Origin of the sequence: Arenimonas daejeonensis (genome assembly GCF_007993735.1) — a bacterium.
Taxonomy (GTDB): domain Bacteria; phylum Pseudomonadota; class Gammaproteobacteria; order Xanthomonadales; family Xanthomonadaceae; genus Arenimonas; species Arenimonas daejeonensis.
Genome location: NZ_CP042453.1, coordinates 2,429,468 through 2,448,632, shown reverse-complemented (window position 1 = coordinate 2,448,632; position 19,165 = coordinate 2,429,468). Strand labels below are relative to the sequence as shown.

14 protein-coding genes and 6 pseudogenes are annotated in these 19,165 nt (G+C 68.7%); 8 read left to right on the top strand and 12 right to left on the bottom strand.

Annotation, left to right across the window (positions count from 1 at the left end; genetic code table 11):
• Positions 1 to 93: 93 nt before the first annotated feature.
• A complete protein-coding gene (gene gluQRS / locus FRZ33_RS11915; RefSeq protein WP_146909884.1) occupies positions 94 to 987 on the bottom strand; it encodes a tRNA glutamyl-Q(34) synthetase GluQRS in 894 nt (297 codons plus the stop codon).
• An 82-nt stretch (positions 988 to 1,069) separates the two neighbouring features.
• Between gluQRS and htpX the strand changes: the two genes are divergently transcribed.
• Positions 1,070 to 1,969: a protease HtpX gene (gene htpX, locus FRZ33_RS11910; protein WP_146909883.1), complete on the top strand. Its 900-nt coding sequence runs from the start codon at positions 1,070 to 1,072 to the stop codon at positions 1,967 to 1,969.
• 65 nt (positions 1,970 to 2,034) lie between these two features.
• On the opposite strand, the gene FRZ33_RS11905 is transcribed toward htpX, so the two are convergent.
• Positions 2,035 to 4,110, bottom strand: coding sequence for a GGDEF/EAL domain-containing response regulator (locus tag FRZ33_RS11905; RefSeq protein ID WP_146909881.1), 2,076 nt, complete (start codon positions 4,108 to 4,110; stop codon positions 2,035 to 2,037).
• Between the two features lie 77 nt (positions 4,111 to 4,187).
• Positions 4,188 to 5,209, bottom strand: a pseudogene (epmB, locus tag FRZ33_RS11900) (EF-P beta-lysylation protein EpmB).
• A gap of 103 nt (positions 5,210 to 5,312) precedes the next feature.
• Here epmB and efp point away from each other — a divergent pair.
• The 6 genes and pseudogenes from efp to folE2 all read left to right on the top strand — a co-directional run bounded on the left by efp (position 5,313) and on the right by folE2 (position 10,433).
• Positions 5,313 to 5,879, top strand: a complete 567-nt coding sequence (gene efp / locus FRZ33_RS11895; RefSeq protein ID WP_146909879.1) for an elongation factor P — start codon at positions 5,313 to 5,315, stop codon at positions 5,877 to 5,879.
• A 4-nt stretch (positions 5,880 to 5,883) separates the two neighbouring features.
• Positions 5,884 to 7,230, top strand: a pseudogene (locus FRZ33_RS17470) (TRZ/ATZ family hydrolase).
• The gene (ubiG, locus tag FRZ33_RS11885) at positions 7,227 to 7,934 is read left to right on the top strand and encodes a bifunctional 2-polyprenyl-6-hydroxyphenol methylase/3-demethylubiquinol 3-O-methyltransferase UbiG (RefSeq protein WP_146909877.1); all 708 of its coding nucleotides are present in this window, start codon (positions 7,227 to 7,229) and stop codon (positions 7,932 to 7,934) included. Before FRZ33_RS17470 ends, ubiG begins: the two are co-directional and overlap by 4 nt.
• Positions 7,934 to 8,601: pseudogene (gene gph / locus FRZ33_RS11880) on the top strand (phosphoglycolate phosphatase). The gene ubiG and the pseudogene gph overlap by 1 nt, the downstream one beginning before the upstream one ends.
• Positions 8,598 to 9,359, top strand: a complete 762-nt coding sequence (locus FRZ33_RS11875; RefSeq protein ID WP_146909875.1) for a hypothetical protein — start codon at positions 8,598 to 8,600, stop codon at positions 9,357 to 9,359. Before gph ends, FRZ33_RS11875 begins: the two are co-directional and overlap by 4 nt.
• Before the next feature lie 136 nt (positions 9,360 to 9,495).
• Positions 9,496 to 10,433: pseudogene (folE2, locus tag FRZ33_RS11870) on the top strand (GTP cyclohydrolase FolE2).
• Positions 10,434 to 10,859: 426 nt separating this feature from the next.
• On the opposite strand, the pseudogene FRZ33_RS11865 reads toward folE2, so the two are convergent.
• The 3 genes and pseudogenes from FRZ33_RS11865 to yidD all read right to left on the bottom strand — a co-directional run.
• Positions 10,860 to 11,669: pseudogene (locus FRZ33_RS11865) on the bottom strand (M23 family metallopeptidase); the annotation flags it as partial.
• Positions 11,666 to 13,000, bottom strand: a complete 1,335-nt coding sequence (locus tag FRZ33_RS11860) for a dihydroorotase (RefSeq protein WP_146909873.1) — start codon at positions 12,998 to 13,000, stop codon at positions 11,666 to 11,668. The gene FRZ33_RS11860 and the pseudogene FRZ33_RS11865, both read right to left, overlap by 4 nt.
• A complete protein-coding gene (gene yidD / locus FRZ33_RS11855) occupies positions 12,997 to 13,233 on the bottom strand; it encodes a membrane protein insertion efficiency factor YidD (RefSeq protein ID WP_146909872.1) in 237 nt (78 codons plus the stop codon). The genes FRZ33_RS11860 and yidD overlap by 4 nt, the downstream gene beginning before the upstream one ends.
• Before the next feature lie 92 nt (positions 13,234 to 13,325).
• Between yidD and dksA the strand changes: the two genes are divergently transcribed.
• Positions 13,326 to 14,252: an RNA polymerase-binding protein DksA gene (gene dksA / locus FRZ33_RS11850; protein ID WP_425480636.1), complete on the top strand. Its 927-nt coding sequence runs from the start codon at positions 13,326 to 13,328 to the stop codon at positions 14,250 to 14,252.
• 55 nt (positions 14,253 to 14,307) lie between these two features.
• Here the strand turns inward: dksA and FRZ33_RS11845 are convergent, their stop codons facing one another.
• From FRZ33_RS11845 to cysS, 6 genes and pseudogenes are all read right to left on the bottom strand, one after another.
• Positions 14,308 to 14,691, bottom strand: coding sequence for a DUF3037 domain-containing protein (locus tag FRZ33_RS11845; RefSeq protein ID WP_146909868.1), 384 nt, complete (start codon positions 14,689 to 14,691; stop codon positions 14,308 to 14,310).
• Positions 14,678 to 15,304, bottom strand: a complete 627-nt coding sequence (locus tag FRZ33_RS11840; protein WP_227977838.1) for a HipA family kinase — start codon at positions 15,302 to 15,304, stop codon at positions 14,678 to 14,680. The genes FRZ33_RS11845 and FRZ33_RS11840 overlap by 14 nt, the downstream gene beginning before the upstream one ends.
• Before the next feature lie 151 nt (positions 15,305 to 15,455).
• Entirely contained in the window at positions 15,456 to 16,874 is a 1,419-nt protein-coding gene (locus FRZ33_RS11835) for a DUF885 family protein (protein ID WP_265468778.1), read from the bottom strand.
• On the bottom strand, positions 16,811 to 17,209 hold the full coding sequence (locus FRZ33_RS16405) for a hypothetical protein (protein ID WP_227977836.1): 399 nt from the start codon (positions 17,207 to 17,209) through the stop codon (positions 16,811 to 16,813). Before FRZ33_RS16405 ends, FRZ33_RS11835 begins: the two co-directional genes overlap by 64 nt.
• 5 nt (positions 17,210 to 17,214) lie before the next feature.
• Entirely contained in the window at positions 17,215 to 17,652 is a 438-nt protein-coding gene (locus FRZ33_RS11830; RefSeq protein WP_146909864.1) for a SufE family protein, read from the bottom strand.
• A pseudogene (cysS, locus tag FRZ33_RS11825) lies at positions 17,652 to 19,021 on the bottom strand (cysteine--tRNA ligase). Before cysS ends, FRZ33_RS11830 begins: the two are co-directional and overlap by 1 nt.
• Between the last annotated feature and the right edge of the window lie 144 nt (positions 19,022 to 19,165).

The window sequence follows — 19,165 nt, the reverse complement described above, 5'->3', positions numbered from 1 at the left end:
AAGTTTTCGCGCCGCGGCGGCACGGTCGGGTCCCGAAGCATCCTCCAGCCCGGCGCCGGGTGCAAGTTGCACCCGGTGTCCGTCCGTGAACGTTCAGCGGACGGTGTCAATCCTGCTGACGGGCTGTCCGTGCACGCGCGGAATGCGCGCCGGATCGAACGCCGCCAGCGCCCGCTGCAGTGCAAGTTCCGGCTTGCCTGAACGCGCCAGCGCCGCTGGCGCCTGGCCGAGGAAACGCCAGGCGGCGATCAGCGCAGGCCAGGGATCGGAATCGTCCACCGGCAGCGACTGCAGTGACTTGCCGAGCTTCTGGCCGTCGGCGTCCAGCACCAGCGGCAGGTGCGTGTAAGCGGGCGTGGGCAGCCCCAGGCATCGCTGCAGGTGGATCTGCCGCGGCGTGGAGTCGAGCAGGTCGGCGCCACGCACCACGTCGGTGATGTCCTGCGCAGCGTCGTCCACCACCACGGCCAGTTGGTACGCCCAGAAACCGTCGCTACGGCGCAGCACGACGTCACCGACCTCGCGTGCCAGCGACTGCCGGAACACGCCCTGCACGGAGTCCTCGAACTCCAGCGTCGTGTCTGGCAGTCGCAACCGGATGGCGGCCGGCCGCGAGCTGTCGTTCGCGACACAGGCGCGATGGATGCCGCCCGTGGCCTCGAGCTGGCTGCGGCTGCAGCGGCATTCGAAGGCGTCGCCGCTGGCCAACAGGCGGCGCAGCGCGTCGGCATAGGCCGGGTGGCGCCCACTCTGGCGCCACACCGGGCCGTCGGCGGTCATGCCGAAGGCTTGCAGCGTGTGCAACTGGCGTTCGGAGGCCCCGGGAACTTCCCGGGGCGGGTCGAGGTCTTCGATGCGCACCCGCCAGTCGCCGCCCCGGTGCCGCGCCATCATCCAGCTGCCCAGCGCCGCCACCAGCGAGCCGAAGTGCAGGGGGCCGGTGGGCGAGGGGGCGAAACGTCCGCACGGACGGGCTGGCTGGGTCATGGTGACTTGAATTTAACGGCAACGGCGTACATTTACCCTAACAGCCGCGCTCAGCGGCACCCACTCCCACGGACCCGCCCCCATGTTCAAACGTATCGCCCTGTTCCTGGCCACCAACCTCGCCGTGATGGTGCTGCTGGGCATCGTCCTGAGCGTGCTGCAGAACGTCTTCGGCGTCACGCTCGGCAACAACGGCACGCTGTTGGTGTTCGCCGCCATCTTCGGCTTCGGTGGCTCGTTCTTCTCGCTCGCCATCTCCAAGTGGATGGCCAAGCGCACCACCGGCATGCATCTGATCGAACAGCCGCGCAACGAGGCCGAGACCTGGCTGTACAACACGGTGCGCCGCCAGGCCGAGGCGGCCGGCATCAAGATGCCCGAAGTCGGCATCTACGATGCGCCCGAGATCAACGCCTTCGCCACTGGCCCCAGCCGCAACAACTCGCTGGTGGCGGTGTCCACCGGCCTGCTGCGGGCGATGAACCGCGACGAGGCCGAGGCGGTGCTGGCGCATGAGGTCAGCCACGTCGCCAACGGCGACATGGTGACCATGGCCCTGATCCAGGGCGTGCTGAACACCTTCGTGATCTTCCTCGCGCGCGTGGTCGGCCGCATCATCGATTCGGCGATCAGCGGCAACCGCGACGGCGGCGGCCTGGCGTATTACGCCATCGTGTTCGTGCTCGACATCGTGTTCGGCCTGCTGGCGTCCATCATCGCCATGTGGTTCAGCCGCTGGCGCGAGTTCCGCGCCGATGCCGGCGGCGCCAGCCTGGCCGGGCGCGAGAAGATGATCGCGGCGTTGCAGAAGCTGGCCAGCACCTACGGCCAGAGCACGCTACCGACCCAGGTGCGCGCATTCGGCATCTCGGGTAGCGTCGGCGGCGGCTTCAAGCGCCTGTTCATGAGCCACCCGCCGCTGGCCGAGCGCATCCAGGCCCTGCGTGAAGCGCCGGCCTCCGCGCAGACCGTGCGTGGTTGATCCTTCGGGACATGGAAACAAAAGCCCGCCTTCCGGCGGGCTTTTTCGTTCAAACGGCCGGTGGATCAACCGAAGTCGTAGTTCATGGCAGGACCCGCGGCGGCCAGGAAGTTGCCCTCGACGAAGTCCATGCCCATGCCGAACAGCACGCTCATCGTGCCCGCGTCTGACACGAATTCGGCCACCGTCAGTTTTCCGGCGGCGTGAGCCTTGTCGACGATCTCGCGCACCTGTTTCTGCACGTCGGCGTTCTTGCCCAGCTCGGTGATGAAGCTGCGGTCGATCTTCAGGATGGCCGGGTCGAAGTGGCTGAGCATCTGGAACGAGTTCAGGCCGGTGCCGAACTGTTCCAGCGCCACGCGGCAGCCCAGGGCCGAGACCGCCTTCTGGAACGACTGCACGGCCTTGAGGTGGGTGAAGACCTTCGATTCCGGGATCTGCAGCACCAGCCGGTCGCCGGGGATGCCGTGGGCCTTGATCTGGTCGCCGATGAAGGCGTCCAGACCACCCTCGACCAGCGATGCGGGGGTCACCTTCACGAACAGGTTGGTGTGCTTGCCGGCCTTCATGCGCTCGGCGATGACCGAGATCGAATGCTGGATCACCCAGCGGTCGATGTCGTCGAGCAGGCCGTGTTCTTCGGCGATGGAGAGGTAGGTCATCGGCGGGATGATCTCGCCGCCCGGGCCCTTCATGCGCAGGTAAACGTCGTAGTTCTCTTCCTCGGCGCCGGTCAGGCTGATGATCGGCTGGTAATGCAGCACGAACTGGTCGCCGCTGAGTGCTTCGCGGATGCGCTCGACCCAGGCCTGGATGCGTTCTTCCTCGGCGCGGTCGCGTGCCGCCGGATCGAAGATCTCGATCCGGTTGCCGCCCATGCCGATGCACGAGGCCAGGCACTGGCTGGACTTGCCCATCACCTGCGAGACGCTGGCGACCTTCTCGCCGATCTGCACGCCGCCGATGCTCACGCCCTGGTTCAGCGAGCGGTTGCCCACTTCCAGGATGTGGTCGTGGAAGGCGTCGCGGATGCGTTCGGCCTGCTTCTGGCTGTGAGTGTGGTCGTGCGCCAGGCACAGCACGGCGAAGCTGTGGTCGCTCAGGCGCGCAGCCAGGGTGTTCTCGTCCAATGCCGACTGCAGGCGCTCGGCGATGCCCTTGATCAGGTCGTCGGCATGCGCCAGGCCGATCTCGGCCAGCAGGTTTTCGTACTGGTCGGGCTCGACCAGCAGGAAAGCCTGTTGGCCCTTGCCGTCGGCGGCGCGCGCCACCGCGGCCTCGAGTTCGGTCATGAAGTGCTGGCGGTTGAACAGGCCGGTCAGGGTGTCACGCTGGCGCAGCGTGTCGAGTTCCTTGACCATCTCGGCGTCCACCGTCTGCTGGCGGAATACGATCTGCAGACAGGACTCGCCCTCGTAGGTGGCCGGCGTGAACTCCATCACCGCGTCGAAGGTGCTGCCGTCGGTGCGCTGCGCCTGCAGCTGGAGCTGCTTCGGCGGCGATTCGCCCTTGGTCAGTTTCTTCAGCACCTGCTTGAAGGTGTCGGCGTGCTGGGACGCGATCAGGTCGAGCACCGACAGGCCTTCGATCTCGTCGAAACCCTCGAAGCCGAACATCTCCAGATAGGCGTCGTTGGCGCGGATGTGCATGCCTTCGTGCACGTAGGCGATCGGGTCGCGCGAGGAGGCGATCAGCGCGTCGCAGCGGCGTTCGGTCTCGCGCAGCGAGGCTTCCAGGTGGCGCAGGCCGCGGCGGGCCAGCAGCGCGGCGAATTCGCTGCGCACGACCGCCTGCACGTGGCCGGCGTGGTTGCGCAGTGCGATGTCGCGGGTGCCGGCTTCGAGCGCGGCCAGCACTGTTTTTTCGTCGAGCACGTTGGTGGAGGCCAGCACCGGGATGTCCTTGCCGGTGGCGGTGACACGTTCGACGACCGTGGCCAGCGGCAGGTATTTGGCCTCGAAAGCGGCCAGCACCAGATCGATGCTCTGGCTGGACAGCAACTGCACCAGTTCGTCCTCGGATTCCGGGCGCTGCGGGCGCACGGCCATGCCGCCGTTGCGGAGGTGGCTGATCAGCTGTTCAGCGTCCTCCAGGCGGTCTTCCACCAGGAGCAAGCGGATCACGGCGTCCTGCTGTGCCATCCAGAGGTACTCCTTTATGCATCAAGGGCTTGCACGGGGGATTGAGACAATACCAGAATGTCGGTCAGTCAACACCACTACAACGGGGTTTTTGCGGGGGCTCCTGCGACCTCCCGCACCAGCCGCGGCACCAGGTAGCCCGGCAGCCGCGCGGCCAGCCCGGCGTGCAGTTCCCGGGCGGTTTGATCCGGCACTTCGAAGTGGGCGGTGCCGGCGACCCGGTCCAGCTGGTGCAGGTAATAGGGCAGCACCCCGGCCTCGAACAGTTGCTCGGACAGTTCGGCAAGATCCTCGGTCCGGTCGTTGACCCCCGCAGCAGCACCGCCTGGTTGAGCAGGGTGGCGCCGGCCTGGCGCAGTGCCGCCAGGGCCTCGGCCACCGGGGCGTCGATTTCCCGGGCATGGTTGGCATGGATCACGACCACCACCTGCTGGGGCAGGGCGGCCAGCCAGGCCAGCAACTCGGCGTCCACCCGTTCGGGCAGGACCACCGGCAGGCGCGTATGCAGCCGCAGCCGGCGGACCGTGGGCAGGCGGGCGAGCGCGTCCGTGAATTCGGCGAGCTTGGACGTGGCCAGGGACAGCGGGTCGCCGCCTGACAGCAGCACTTCGTGGATGGACGGATCGGCCGCCAGGTAGTCCAGGGCTTCGCGCCAATGGTTGGCTGCCGCGGTTTCCTCGCCGTAGGGGAAATGCCGGCGGAAGCAGTAGCGGCAATGCACGGCGCAACTGCCGGTCGCCACCAGCAGGGCGCGGCCGTCGTATTTGTGGATCACGCCCGTGCCGCCGCGGGCGTCGCGGTCGCCGACGGCATCGAGGCCGAAACCCGGTACCACCCGGTCCTCGTCGTCCAGCGGCAGCACCTGGCGCAGCAGCGGATCGTGCGGGTCGCCGGGGCGCATGCGCGCCGCGAACCCACGCGGCACCCGCAGCGGGAACTGCGCCGCGGCCGATCCGGAAACCCGCGTGGCCAGCCCGGGCAGGCCCAGCAGGGCCAGCAGTTCGTCCGGATCACGGATGGCGTCGCGCCAAAGCGCCTGCCACCGGGCCGGGCCGTTGGCGGCAATCTGCTGCGGAGACAGGGGCTTGGCGGTTATCATGTGCGGCTTGAACGGGACCCGGCGGGTCCCGGAACGGTCACCATTGTAGCCGTCCAGCCGCCCCGACAGACCGGCGGCCCGGCAATCCACCCAGGAGCTCCACATGGCCAGCTATGGCATGAACGACGTCAAGAACGGCATGAAGATCATCGTCAACGGCGAGCCGTGCGTGATCACCGACACCGAATACGTCAAGCCCGGCAAGGGCCAGGCCTTCACCCGGGTGAAGTACCGCTTCATCAAGACCGGCCGCGTGGTCGAGCTGACCATGAAGGCCACCGACAACCTGGAAGCCGCCGACGTCATCGACACCGACATGCAGTTCCTCTACTCCGACGGCGAGTACTGGCACTTCATGCAGCAGGAGACCTTCGAGCAGGTCCAGGCCGACGCCACCGGCGTGGGCGAGACCAAGAACTGGCTCAAGGGCGAGGAGCCCTGCGTCGTGACGCTCTGGAACGGTACCCCGATCGCGGTGCAGGCCCCGAACTTCGTCGAACTCAAGATCGTCGAGACCGACCCGGGCGTGCGCGGCGACACCTCGGGCGGCGGCGGCAAGCCGGCCAAGCTCGAGACCGGCGCCGTGGTGCGCGTGCCGCTGTTCGTGAACCAGGACGAGATCATCAAGGTCGACACCCGCTCCGGCGAGTACGTCTCGCGGGTGAAGTGACCGCATGACGACCGCCGCCGCGACCCAAGCCTGCGACCTGCTGATCGAAGCCGGCTGGGTCGTGCCGGTCGAGCCGCACGCGGTCGTGCTGGAAGACCACGCCGTCGCCATCCGCGACGGCGTCATCCTGGCGGTGCTGCCGCGGGCCGAGGCCCGCGCCCGCTTCACGGCGAAAGAGGTGGTGAGCCGCCCGGGCTCGGTGCTGGTCCCGGGCCTGGTCAACGCCCACTGCCACAACCCGATGACCCTGCTGCGCGGCGTCGCCGACGACCTGCCGCTGATGACCTGGCTGCAGCAGCACATCTGGCCGATCGAAGGGCGGGTGATCGGCCCGGAGTTCGTCGCCGACGGCATCGAGCTGGCGGTGGCGGAGATGCTGCGCGGCGGCACCACGGCCTGCGCCGAAAACTATTTCTTCCCGGACGTGCAGGCCGCGACCTATTCACGCCTCGGCTTCCGCGCCCTGGTCGGCCTGCCGGTGATCGACTTCCCGACGGCCTGGGCCCGCACGCAGGACGAATATTTCGACAAGGCCCAGGGAAGTTCATGACAACTGGCGCCGCGACGCCCTGGTGTCGCTGTGTTTCGTGCCGCACGCGCCGTACACGGTCAACGATGCCGGCTTCGGGCGCATCCGCATGCTGGCCGACCAGCTCGACCTCGGCGTGCACTGCCACGTGCACGAAACCGCGCACGAGAACGTCGAGGCGATGAAGCAGCACGGCATGCGCCAGTTGGCGCGGCTCGACCGCCTGGGCCTGGTCAACGACCGGCTGATGGCCGTGCACATGACCGACCTGAACGATGCCGAGATCGCCCTGTGCGCGGAGCGCGGCGTGTCGGTGGTGCATTGCCCGGAATCAACCTCAAGCTGGCCTCGGGCTTCTGTCCCGTGCACAAGCTTCAGCAGGCCGGCGTCAACCTGGCCCTGGGCACCGACGGCTGCGCCAGCAACAACGACCTGGACATGTTCGGCGAGATGCGCACTGCGGCGCTGCTGGCCAAGGGCGTCTCCGGCGACGCTTCGGCGCTGGATGCCGCCAGTGCGCTGCGTATGGCCACCCTGGGCAGCGCCCGGGCGATGGGCCTGGGCGAGTCCATCGGTTCGATCGAGCCGGGCAAGCAGGCCGATCTGGCCTGCGTTGATTTCGATCCGCTGGAGACCCAGCCGATGTTCCATGCGATCTCGCAGCTGGTCTATGCCACCGGCCGGCACCAGGTGTCCGACGTCTGGGTCGCTGGCGTGCACAAGCTCGCCGATGGTGCGTTCACCGACCTCGATACGGACGCCATCCGTGCCAAGGCGCGGCAGTGGCGCAGCCGCATCGCCACGCTCCGGACCGGCGCATGACCGCGCCCTCGGCCAATGCCAGCCAGGCTGAACTGGACAAGTTCGGCGCACTCGCCAACCGCTGGTGGGACCCGCTGGGTCCGCAGCGGCCGCTGCACGAACTCAATCCCGCCCGCCTGGGTTACGTGCGCGATCGCGTGGCGTTGCCTGGCGCGCGCGTGCTGGATGTCGGCTGCGGTGCCGGTCTGCTCAGCGAGGCGCTGGCGCGTGAAGGCGCCGACGTGACCGCGCTCGACCTCGCGCCCGAATTGATCGATGTCGCCCGGCTGCACCTGCTCGAGTCCGGTCTCAAGGTGGACTACCGCCTGCAGTCGGTGGAGACGCTGGCCGCCGAATCGCCGGCCAGCTTCGACGCCATCACCTGCATGGAGATGCTCGAGCACGTTCCCGATCCCGGCGCCATCGTGAAGGCCTGTGCGACCCTGCTCAAGCCCGGCGGCCGCCTGTTCCTGTCCACGCTCAACCGCACGCCGGCGGCCTTCGCTGTCGCCATCGTCGGTGCCGAATACGTGGCGCGGCTGCTGCCCAGGGGCACGCACGACTACAAGCAGTTCATCAAACCTTCCGAACTCGCGGCCTGGCTGCGCGCGGCCGGCCTGCAGGCCGAGGACGTCAGTGGCCTGGCCTACGACCCGATCCGCCGCAAGGCCTGGGTCGGCGGCCCGACCGCGATCAACTACCTGGCCTGCGCGGTGAAAGCCTGATGTCCCAGCCGCTGCGTGCGGTGTTGTTCGACCTCGATGGCACCCTGGTCGACAGTGCCCCGGACCTCTGCCATGCCGTGAACCGCGTGCTCGCCGGCCTCGGTCGTGCGCCGGTGCCGCTGGAGCGCCTGCGGCAGGTGGTTTCAAGGGCGGCCGGGCGATGTTGTCGGTGGCCCTTCCCGATCTCGCCGAATGCGAGCGTGAAGCCCTGCTGGCGCCGTTCCTCGCGTTTTACGGTGAAGCCCTGGCGGTGGACAGCGTGGTGTTCCCCGGTATCGCCGAGTTGCTGTCCGCGATCGAAGCGCGTGGACTGCGTTGGGGCATCGTCACCAACAAGCCCGAAGGGCTGGCGGTGGGCGTGGTCGAGGGCTTCGGCTGGACGCGGCGCTGCGCGGTGCTGGTGGGCGGCGACACGCTGCCGCAGCGCAAGCCGGATCCGGCGCCGATCCTGCTGGCCTGCGAACGGCTGGGCATCGCGCCCGGCGAAGCGATCTATGTCGGCGACGACGAGCGCGACGTGGTCGCCGCGCGCCGCGCCGGCATGGTGTCGGTCGCCGCGCTGTGGGGTTATCGCGAACCCGGCGACGACCCGCTGCAGTGGGGCGCCGACCATGCCTGCGCCGATGCCCGCGAGCTGCTGGCGCGCACCGACCTGCTGCCGGCGTGAACACCCTGCCCGCCGACGCGATCGAACATTTTGTCGCCAAGTGGCACCGGCGCGAGCCGGAGATGGCGCTGGCCGAGGTTTTCTGTGCGCCGGAAGCGCGCGTGCATTACCGCGCCTGGGGTGCACTGGTGCACGAACTGCGCGAGGCCGCGTTCGAACTGAGCGACGCCCGCGTCACCGCGGTGAAAAGCCAGTGGTGGGCCGAGGAACTGGTGAACCTGGCCCAGGGCCGCGGCCGCCATCCGATCAGTGCCGTGCTGGATGCGCCGGCCTTGCCCTGGACGGCGCTGGCGCGCGCGCTGCTGGAACAGGCGCAGTTCGACGACCGGCCTGCCGATGCGGCCCAGGCGCTGGACCAGGTCCGTCCTTTGGCCCGCGCGCTGGCGGACGTGGAGGCGGCGCTGTTCGGTGAAACCACGGCAAGCGACACGGCGGATGCGCTGTCTGTGCACCTGCTGCTGCAGCGCCTGCCGGCCGGCCTGGCGGCCGAAGACCAGGCCCGGCTGCCGCTGAACCTGCTGGCCCGGCACGGCCTGACCGCCGCCCAGGTCGCGGCCGGGCAGGGCGAACGCCTGCTCAGTGACTGGGCCCGGGACCTGGCGCATGCGCTTCCCGGGGCCTCGGGCCCGCTGTTCCGCCGCCTGCGCACCGGTTTCGACCGGGCCCGGCTGTCGCGCCTGGCCGCCGGCAACGGCTTCGCGCCACCGGCCGCGCCGCTCAGCGTCTGGCGTGCCTGGCGCATCGCCCGGGGCGGCTGAGACGCATTGTTGCGGGCGCGCCGGCGTCCGGGTCCTGAACTTGACGTAGCCTGCACCCGCCCTCACTTAGCTTGCCGTGAATCGAAAAAGGAGCGCCGACGTGGCCCCCAGCAATCTTGAAAACACCGCCCGCGTGATGCCCGACATCGCCACCGACGCGCACCCGGCCCAGGCCGGCGCGCTGGACTGGGTCGGCATGGGCGAGATCGAGATGCCGGTGCTGCTGCAGGGCGCCGACGGCCGCAGCGTCAGCAGCGGCGCGCGCGTGAACGCCTTCGTCAACCTCAAGCGTCCCGACGTGCGCGGCATCCACATGTCGCGTCTGTACCTGCACGTGGACAAGAAGCTGTCGGCCGAGCCGGTCACGCCCGCCGGCGTGCACCACCTGCTGAAGGATTTATGGAATCGCACGCCGACCTGTCCGACCGCGCCCTGGTCAGCCTGAAGTTCGAGCACCTCGTGCGTCGCCAGGCCCTGGCCAGCGACAACAGCGGCTGGAAGAGCTACCCGGTGACGATCACCGGCGTGATGGACCGCGGCCACTTCGCGCTCGAGCTCGGGCTGCAGGTGCAGTACTCCAGCACCTGCCCGTGTTCGGCGGCGCTGGCGCGCCAGCTGATCCAGGAGCAGTTCGAAGCCGACTTCGCCGCCGGCAAGGCGCTGGACCGCGAGGCCGTGCTGGCCTGGCTGGGCACCGAGCAGGGCATCCGCGCCACCCCGCACAGCCAGCGCAGCGTTGCCGAGGTCAAGCTGCGGCTGGTGCCTTCGTTCCTGGATTTCCCGATCGTCGAGATCATCGACCGCATCGAGGACGCGTTGAAGACGCCGGTGCAGACCGCGGTCAAGCGCGTGGACGAGCAGGCCTTCGCCCTGCTCAACGGCCAGAACCTGATGTTCTGCGAGGACGCGGCCCGCCGCATCCAGGCGGCGTTGAACGCGGACGAGCGCATCGGCGACTTCTGGTTGCGCGCCTCGCACCATGAAAGCCTGCATCCGCACGATGCGGTGGCGGTCGCGACCAAGGGCGTGCCAGGGGGCTACACGGCGTTGCCGGATGGATTGGCGTCGCGCTGAAGCGGCGCTCCACTGCTTCCTCGACCCCGGGCTTGCCCGGGGTTCTGCTTTTCAGGGGAAGGATCAGCCGGCCGTGGGGCAGGGCGGGCCTTCGAAATAGGACTGCGCCAGCTCCTGGACGCTCGACTGGGTCTTGCCGCGGATAATGGTGTACAGCATCGCCTCGCCAGGTTTGCGGCCGGGCCAGAACGCATAGGCACCAAGCCGGTCCGGCATAACGAGCTCCAACTCCTGGCCGCCTTCGCTGAGCACGATCACGGGCTGGTTGACCATCGTGGTCGCGAGGGCAACACCGCGCTGCTCAAGGCAGCGGCGCAGTCTCAAGGCGAAGTCGCTCAGGACCTGCATGCGGTCCGGATCGCCCGTTGCTCCCTGCAGGACGAGGTGTGGCCCGTCGAGCGTGACCACCGCGCTGCGCGCCGCCAGCTTCGCTCGCTCGAGCACCAGCAGCGGGTCGATGCGCACGTCGAACCAGTTCATGCCCCAGTGCAGGTGCGGGCCGGTGGCGCGGCCGGTGGCGCCCACCCGGGCCACGACCTGGCCCTGTTCGACCCGGTCGCCCAGCTTCACGTCGATGCCCGAGAGGTGCAGGAAGTTAGAGCTGATGCCGTGGCCGTGGTCGATGATCAGGGTGCCGCCGGTGATGTAGAAATCCGGCGCGGCCAGCGTGACCACGCCGGCGGCCGGCGCCTTCACCGGCGTGCCCGCGGGCGCGGCGATGTCCATGCCTGAATGAGGACTGCCCGGGTTGCCGTTGTAGATCCGCTGGTTGCCGAAGCGGCCGCTGATGCGGCCGGCCACCGGCCACTGGAAGGGCTGCGCGAAGTCCGCACGGGCGTCGTCGGCGCGGCGGGCGGCACCCACCTGGGCGGCTTCGCGGGCGATGCGTGCGGCCACTTCCGGCGGCGGCGAGACCGTGCGCGGCGGTACGCCGCTGACCTTCTCCACGGGCCAGTCGCGCGCTTCGACCGCAATCGCCAGCGTCTGCCGGCTGCCGTCGGGACGCGTGACACTGACCTGCAGCGGCCCCGCCGCGTCTCGGCCCACGCCGAACACCACGCTGCCGTACCCGGTCACGCGCAACATCCGGCCGGCGTGCCGGACTTCGCTGCCGGGCGGCACCTTGCCGATCACCATCGCACCCTGTGACACGCTGTCCGGGAACACCACCCGCTGCGGATCCGCCGGCACCGGCGCGGCCGCGACGGCCAGCAGCGCGGCGAACAGCAGGCTCATCGTGCGAAAGCCAGGCGCCGGCCCTTCGCGCTGCCCACGTGCTGGCGGCCATCCCAGGCCAGTTCGCCATTGACGTAGGTGGCGGCCACGCGCGAGCGGAAGCTTTCGCCCTCGAACGGCGACCAGCCGCATTTCGACAGCACGTTCTCGCGCAGCACCGTGAACGGCGCGTCCGGATCCACAAGCACCAGATCGGCGAAATAGCCCTCACGCAGGAAGCCGCGTTCCTGGATGCCGAAGCGCAGCGCCGGGGCATGCGCGATCTTCTTCACAAGATGCGGCAGGCTGAAGTGGCCGTCGTGCACCTTCTGCAGCGCGCAGCTCAGGAAATCCTGCACCAGCGGCAGTCCCGACGGCGCGCTGATGTAGGGCTGCTGCTTCTCGGCGAGCGTGTGCGGGGCATGGTCGGTCGCCAGCACGTCCACGCGGTCCTCGGCCACCGCCTTGATGATCGCGGCGCGGTCACTGGCTTCCTTGATCGCCGGATTGCACTTGATGAAGTTGCCGCGCGTGGCGTAATCGGCGCGGGCGAAATGCAGGAAGTGCACGCAGGTCTCGGCGGTGATCTGCTTGCCCTCGACCGGGCCCGGCTCGAACAGCAGCAGTTCCTCGGCGGTGCTGATGTGCAGCACGTGCAGGGCGGTGCCATGCCTGCGGGCGAGTTCCAGCGCCAGCCGCGTGGACTTGATGCAGGCTTCGCGCGAGCGGATGACGCCGTGCAGGTCCACGGGAATATCGTCGCCGTACTTCGCCTTCGCCTTCGCCATCTCGGCGTCGATCATCGGCGTGTCTTCGCAGTGCGTGATGATCGGTACGCGGCACTCGCGGAACATGGCGTCCAGGACCGCCGGGTCGTCCACCAGCATGTTGCCGGTGGAGGCGCCCATGAAGATCTTCAGGCCGGGCGTGGTGGACGGGTCGATGCGCTTGACGTTCTCGAGGTTGTCGTTGCTGGCGCCGAAATAGAAACCGAAGTTGGCGCGCGAGCGGCCGGTGGCGCGCCGGTACTTGTCCTCCAGCGTCTCGTTGTCCAGCGCCGGCGGTTTGGTGTTGGGCATTTCAAGGAAGCTGGTGACGCCGCCGGCGACCGCGGCCGCGGGTTCGGTCTCCAGGTCGCCCTTGTGTTCCATGCCGGGCTCGCGGAAGTGCACCTGGGCGTCGATTACCCCCGGCAGCAGCCACTGGCCACGGGCATCGCGCACGGTTTCGCCGTCGCGCGCCGACAGGTCGGCGCCGATCTGTTCGATGCGGTCGCCGCGCACGCGCAGGTCGCCTTCGAATTCGCGGCCTTCGTTCACCATGCGGGCGTTCTTGATCAGCAGTTGGGTCATGGCGTCCTCTTTTCGGGCCAGGATTCGGGGACCGGATCCAGGCCGCCGGGATGGAAGGGGTGGCAGCGTCCGATGCGCTTCGCGCCGAGCCAACTGCCGCGGACCACGCCGAAGCGCTCGATCGCCTCCATGGTGTATTCCGAGCAACTGGGATGGAAACGGCAGCGCTGGCCCAGCAGGGGACTGATGAGCACTTTGTAGCCACGCAACAGCAGGATGGCGGGTTTTTTCACGGATTGCGCCGACGGGGCGGCAGGACTAAGGTTGCCGCTGGAGAAGGACTAGGCTATAACACGCCGCCTTCGAGCCTCAAGGAAAGAGAGGAATCGCCCTAGTGGCCGCTAAAAAAACCACCAAGAAGGCCGCCGCCAAACCGGCCGCCAAGAAGCCCGTCAAAGCCAGCAAGCCGGTGAAGAAGCCGGCTGCCAAGGCCAAGCCGGCCGCCAAGCCCGCCAAGAAGGCCGTCAAGAAGGTCGTCAAACCGGCCAGGAAGGTCGCCAAGCCCGCCGCCAAGGCCAAACCCGCTGCGAAGCCGGCCAAGAAGGCCGCCAAGCCAGTCGCCAAGAAGGCGGCGGCCAAGCCGGCGAAAGCCGTCAAGCCGGTCGCGAAAGCCAGCAAGCCAGCCGCCAAGCCTGCGCCCAAGCCGGTCGTCGCCAAGCCAGCTGCCAAGACGGTTGCCGCGCCCGCCAAGGGCAAGCCGGCCCCGGTCGCCAAGCCGGCCCCGACGCCAGTGCCGGCGCCCAAGCCGGCTCCGGTCCGTCGCGACGGCGTGCGTGCCGGTTACGTCAAGCCGGCGGCCCCGCGCCCGGAACGCAGCATCAAGCCGGCGGCCTCGCGCGAGCGGGTCACGCTGCCGGCGGGCTACAAGCCGAGTGCGAAAGAGGAATACATGGGCCCGATGCAGCTCGAGTACTTCCGCCAGCGCCTGCTGCAGTGGAAGGACGACCTGGTCGAGGAATCCAAGCAGACCATCGAGAACCTCAAGGAAGAAGTGCGCGACGTCGGCGACGAAGCCGAACGTGCCAGCCGCGAATCCGAGAACTCGCTCGAGCTGCGCACCCGCGACCGCTACCGCAAGCTGATCAGCAAGATCGACAGCACGCTCAAGCGCATCGAGGACGGCAGCTACGGCTACTGCGTGGACACCGGTGAGGAAATCGGCCTGGAGCGCCTGGAGGCGCGCCTGACCGCCGAGCGCACCATCGACGCGCAGGAACGCTGGGAACACCGCCAGAAGCAGATGGGCGAATAAGCCCTTCGGCACCGCACGAAGAAGCAGCCCCGCTCCGGCGGGGCTTCTTTTTGCCTCAACCCACCAGTTTCGTCAGCAGTCGGTCGAGCGTGGCTTCGGGGTCGCCGCAGCGGCCGGTGTGCACCGGCGAGGTCTGGATGATCGAGCTGCGGCGGGCGGTGAGCCAATGGAAACGCGCGCGCGGCGGCAGCGCGCCGATCGGGCCGGCGTCGGCATGGCCGGCGCAGATCGCCGGGATCGCCGCCAGGTGGCGCCGCACCAGTTCAAGGTCCACGTCCGGCGCCAGCGCCAGCAGCCGCGCCTCGTCCAGCGCGATGCGCGCGCCGAGGAAGCCGAGCTTCTGGCAGGAAAGGATCACGCCGGCATTGACGAATTCCTCGCGCTCGATCCGGGGCACGACGCGGATCACGGCATAGTCGTAGGTATCAGCCGCGTGCATCGATGGCCTCCTGGACGAAGTGGCGACGGGCCAGGCGGCGGCAGAAATACTCGACGTAGGCGCGGCGCTGGGTTTGTGCATCGCCGATCGTCGCATCCGGCAGCAGTGCATCGGGCACGTCGGCGACAATGCCGGCAATGGTGCCGGCGTCGAGCCGCGGCGCCAGCGCCGCGTCGGCTTCCACCAGTCGGCTGGCGAAGGGCAGCAGCACGTGGTCGCGGACCATCGGGAAGGCTTTGTCCGCGGCGTCGGGTTCGCCGTCCCAGCCGTGGTGGAAATACAGCGCCGCACCGTGGTCGATCAGCCACAGTCGCCGGTGCCAGGCCAGCAGGTTGGTGTTGCGGGCGCTGCGGTCGACATTGCTGGTGAAGGCGTCGTGCCAGACGATGCGCGAGGCCAGGGCCGCATCCACCGGATCGGCCACCGGATCGAAATTCGCCGAGCCGGGCAGGAAGTCGAGCGCGACATTGGTACCGCCACTGGCCCGGATCAGCTCCTGGATCTCAGGGTCGGGTTCGGTGCGTGCGAGGTCTGGATCGAGTTCGGCCAGCACGATCTCGGGCACGTCCAGGCCCAGTGCCCGCGCGATGCCACCGGCGATGATCTCGGCCACCAGGGCCTTCGGCCCCGGCCGGCGCCGCGGAACTTGAGTATATACAGCCCCTCGTCATCCGCCTCGACCAGGGCCGGCAGCGAACCCCCTTCGCGCAGGGGCGTGACGTAGCGGCCAACCGTGATGGTGCGCAGTGTCATGTGACCGGGGCTCAGCGGCCGCCGCCGAAGTCGTAGAACTTCCAGTCGGCCTGTAGTTCGCCCGGCGGCAGTTCGCCGCGCAGGCGGGCGCGCACCACGGCCACCGGCATCGGGCCGCCCTTGAGGATGGCGTCGTGGAAGTCGCGCTCGTTCATCCTGCCGGCGCCGACGATCTCGTCGTGCAGTGCGTAGAACTGCAGGCCGCCGATCATGTAGGCGATCTGGTACAGCGGGCCGTAGTCGCCGGCGAAACTGCGGCGCACTTCGGCGCGGGCGTTCTCGCGCTCGTGGCCGACACGTTCGACCAGCAGGTCCACGGCCTGGTCCGGCGTCATCTTCTCCAGGTGGAAACCCAGCGAGAACAGGATGCGGGCAGCACGGTGGCTGCGCCAGAACAGCATGCCGATCTTGTCCTCGGGCGTTTTTGCGAAACCCCGGTCCCAGAGGCGGAACTCCCAGTACAGCGCCCAGCCCTCGGTCCAGAACGGCGTGTCGAACAGTTCGCGCTGGGTCTGGTAGCGGCTGTTGTAGAAATACTGCAGGTGGTGGCCCGGGATCAGCTCGTGGTGCACCACCGCCCGGGAGAAGTGGCGGTTGTTGCCGCGCAGGGCCATCAGCTTCTTGTCGTGCGGCATGGTGTCGGTGGGGTAGGCCACCCACACGTCCTGGCCACCGAGGAAAAACGGCGCCTGCAGCTGGTACTCCGGCGTCAGCATGGTCATGCGCCAGTCGCGTTTGGCCAGCTCGGGCACCGAGACCAGGTCATTGGCGACCAGATAGTCGATCGCCTCATCGGCCAGCTCGACCACCAGCTTCGGCTGTTCGCCCGGGGCGGGGTGGCGCGACTTGACGATCTCCAGCGCCTGCTTCCAGTCCTTCACGCCCATTTCGGCGGCGGCCTTCTGCAGTTCGCGCTGGCACCAGGCCAGCTCGCGCTCGGCCAGGTCCATCAGCTGTTCGGGCGAGTAGGGGATCAGCTCGTGGCGCAGGCCCGACACCAGGGCCGCGCGGCCGATCGGGTCGCCGATGATGGTTTCCGGATCATTGGCGCCCGCCAGCTTGTCGCGCAGCAGCTTGCCGGTGTTCTGCATCTGCTGGTCCAGCGCCTCGTAGGGCTGTTTGGCCCACCAGCTGAACTGCGGGTCGTACCCGGCGTGGAAGCCGTACCACTCCTTCAGGTCGCGGCGCACGCCATCCAGCAGGCGCGATGCGCGGTGGGCGACGATGGGCGTGGTGCCCAGCGCCTTCGGGTCCTTCTCCAGCCGCTTGTGCAGATCGGACAGGGCACGCCGGCTGCGCTCGAGGGTTTCGGCACTGGTGCGTGCATCCGGGTACTGCAGTTCGCGGCGGGCCTCGGCCAGGTCGATCAGGGCGTCCACGCCGGGCAGCAGCGGTGCGGCCTCCAGATAACGGCGGCGTTCGAAGTCCAGTTGCTCCAGGCGGTAGGCCAGGTCGCGTCCGAGCAGGGCGTGGTCGATGCGGTCTTCAGACCCAGGCCCGACGGGTCGATTTCCCTCAGTCGTGCCTGCCAGTCGGTGTACAGCCCGCGAAGCGCGGCTTCACGGCGCGGTCCTGCGGTGGTGTCGTGGACGCGGCCCAGGCTGCCCAGGTCGGTTCGGAAACGCTGCACCACCGGCGCCAGGCGCTGGCTGTCGGCCGGCATCTCGTCCAGCGCCGGCGCCAGGCCCGGTGTTTGTGCCCCGGTGGCGGCCGGTGCGCCCAGGGCAGCAGCAAGGCAGAGGGCGAGCAGACGGCGGTGGGGCATGTGGATCACTCCTGGGGTGGCGAGAACCGGCGTGCGGTGTCCTGGATGAACTGCAGCAGGGACGCGAGGCCGTTGCTGCGGGTGGGCGACAGGTGTTTGGCCAGGCCGATGCCGGCGATGTAGTCGGGTGACGTGGCAAGGATCTGTGCCGCGCTGCGGCCGGAGTACACACGCAGCGCCAGGTAGATCAGGCCGGAGACGATGCTGGAATCGCTGACGGCGTGGAATTCCAGGTCGTCGGCATCACCGGAGACGGTGATCCAGACCATTGACTGGCAGCCATGCAGGCGGTTGGCTTCGGTCTTGGCGTCTTCGGGGAAGGGCGGCAGCTTGCGGCCCAGGTCGATCAGGTACTGATAGCGCTCGGACCAGTCGCCGAAGAAACCGAACTCTTCGGCGATGGCGGCCTGCGCTTCGGCGGCGCTGGGTTCGGTAGGACGCATCAGCCGCGCCTCCAGCGCACGCCCTGGGCCGTGTCCTCCAGCAGCACGCCTTCGTCGGCGAGCTGCTTTCGGATGGCGTCGGCGCGGCCGAAGTCGCGCTGGGCCTTGGCGGCATTGCGTTCGTCCACCAGGGCCTGGATGCGGATGTCGTCGCCTTCGGCACTGCCGCGATTGAACCAGGCGGCCGGATCCTGCTGCAGCAGGCCCAGCAGTTCGCCGCCGCCCAGCAGTTCGGCCTTTAGGTTGGCGCGGGCCAGCGGACCCTCCGCCTTCCGGGCTTCGCCGGCGATGCGCGAGAGTTCGGCCAAAGCCGCGGGCGTATTCAGGTCGTCGCACAACGCCGCTTCGACCGCCACCGGGACCATTGGCTGGGTCACGGGCACGTCAGCCAGGTCGCGCAGCGTTCCGTACAGCCTGTCCAGCGTGCGCACGCTCTGTTCGATCAGGTTGTCCGACCAGTCCAGCGGCTGCCGGTAATGGGCCGACAGCAGGGCATAACGCAGCGCCTCGGGCGGGTGCTGGTCCAGCAGGTCGTGCACCAGCGAGACATTGCCGACCGATTTGCTCATCTTGGCGCCGTCGAAGGTCAGCATGCCGTTGTGCAGCCAGTACCGCGCGAACACCTCGCCGCCGTGGGCGCAGGTGCTCTGGGCGATCTCGTTCTCGTGGTGCGGGAACTGCAGGTCGACGCCGCCGCCGTGGATGTCGATGGTGTCGCCCAGGTGCGCCTCGGCCATCGCCGAGCATTCGATGTGCCAGCCCGGGCGGCCGACGCCCTGGGCGAAGGCCAGCCGGGCAGGTCGGGCGTGGAGGGTTTCCACAGCACGAAGTCGCCGGGATCCCGCTTGTACGGGGCCACCTCGACGCGGGCGCCGGCCAGCATCTCCTCCGGGTCGCGGCGCGAAAGCTTGCCGTAGTCGGGGAAGCTGGCCACCGAGAACAGTGCATGGCCCTCGGCCACATAGGCGTGGCCGCTGTCGATCAGGCGCTCGATCATGGCGATGATGTGGCCGATATGCGCCGTGGCGTGCGGCGTCACGTCGGCCGGTGCCACGCCCAGCCGGGCCAGGTCGTCGAAATAGGCCTGGGTGTACTTGCCGGTGATCTCGCTGATGGGCACGCCGCGTTCGCGCGCCGCCGCGTTGATCTTGTCGTCCACGTCGGTGATGTTGCGGGCGTAGACCAGCTTCGGATAGCGCCGGCGCAGCAGGTTGGCCAGGACGCCGAACACCACCGGCGGCCGTACGTTGCCGATGTGCACGTAGTTGTAGACGGTGGGTCCGCAGACGTACATGGTGACCCGGCTCGGGTCCCGTGGCTCGAAGGTCTCGAGCTGCCGGTGCAGGTTGTTGTAGAGGCGCAGGTCCATGGCGGGGGTCGGGCGGAAAGCTGAAGTCTAGCAAGCCGGACCGGCCGCTTAACGAAATTCTTAGGCTCGGGTTCAGCCGCTGGATGCTTGAATTGCCGCGTCAGCATCGCGCGTGGCCCGAGTCCCGGGTCGGACCGGGGAGGT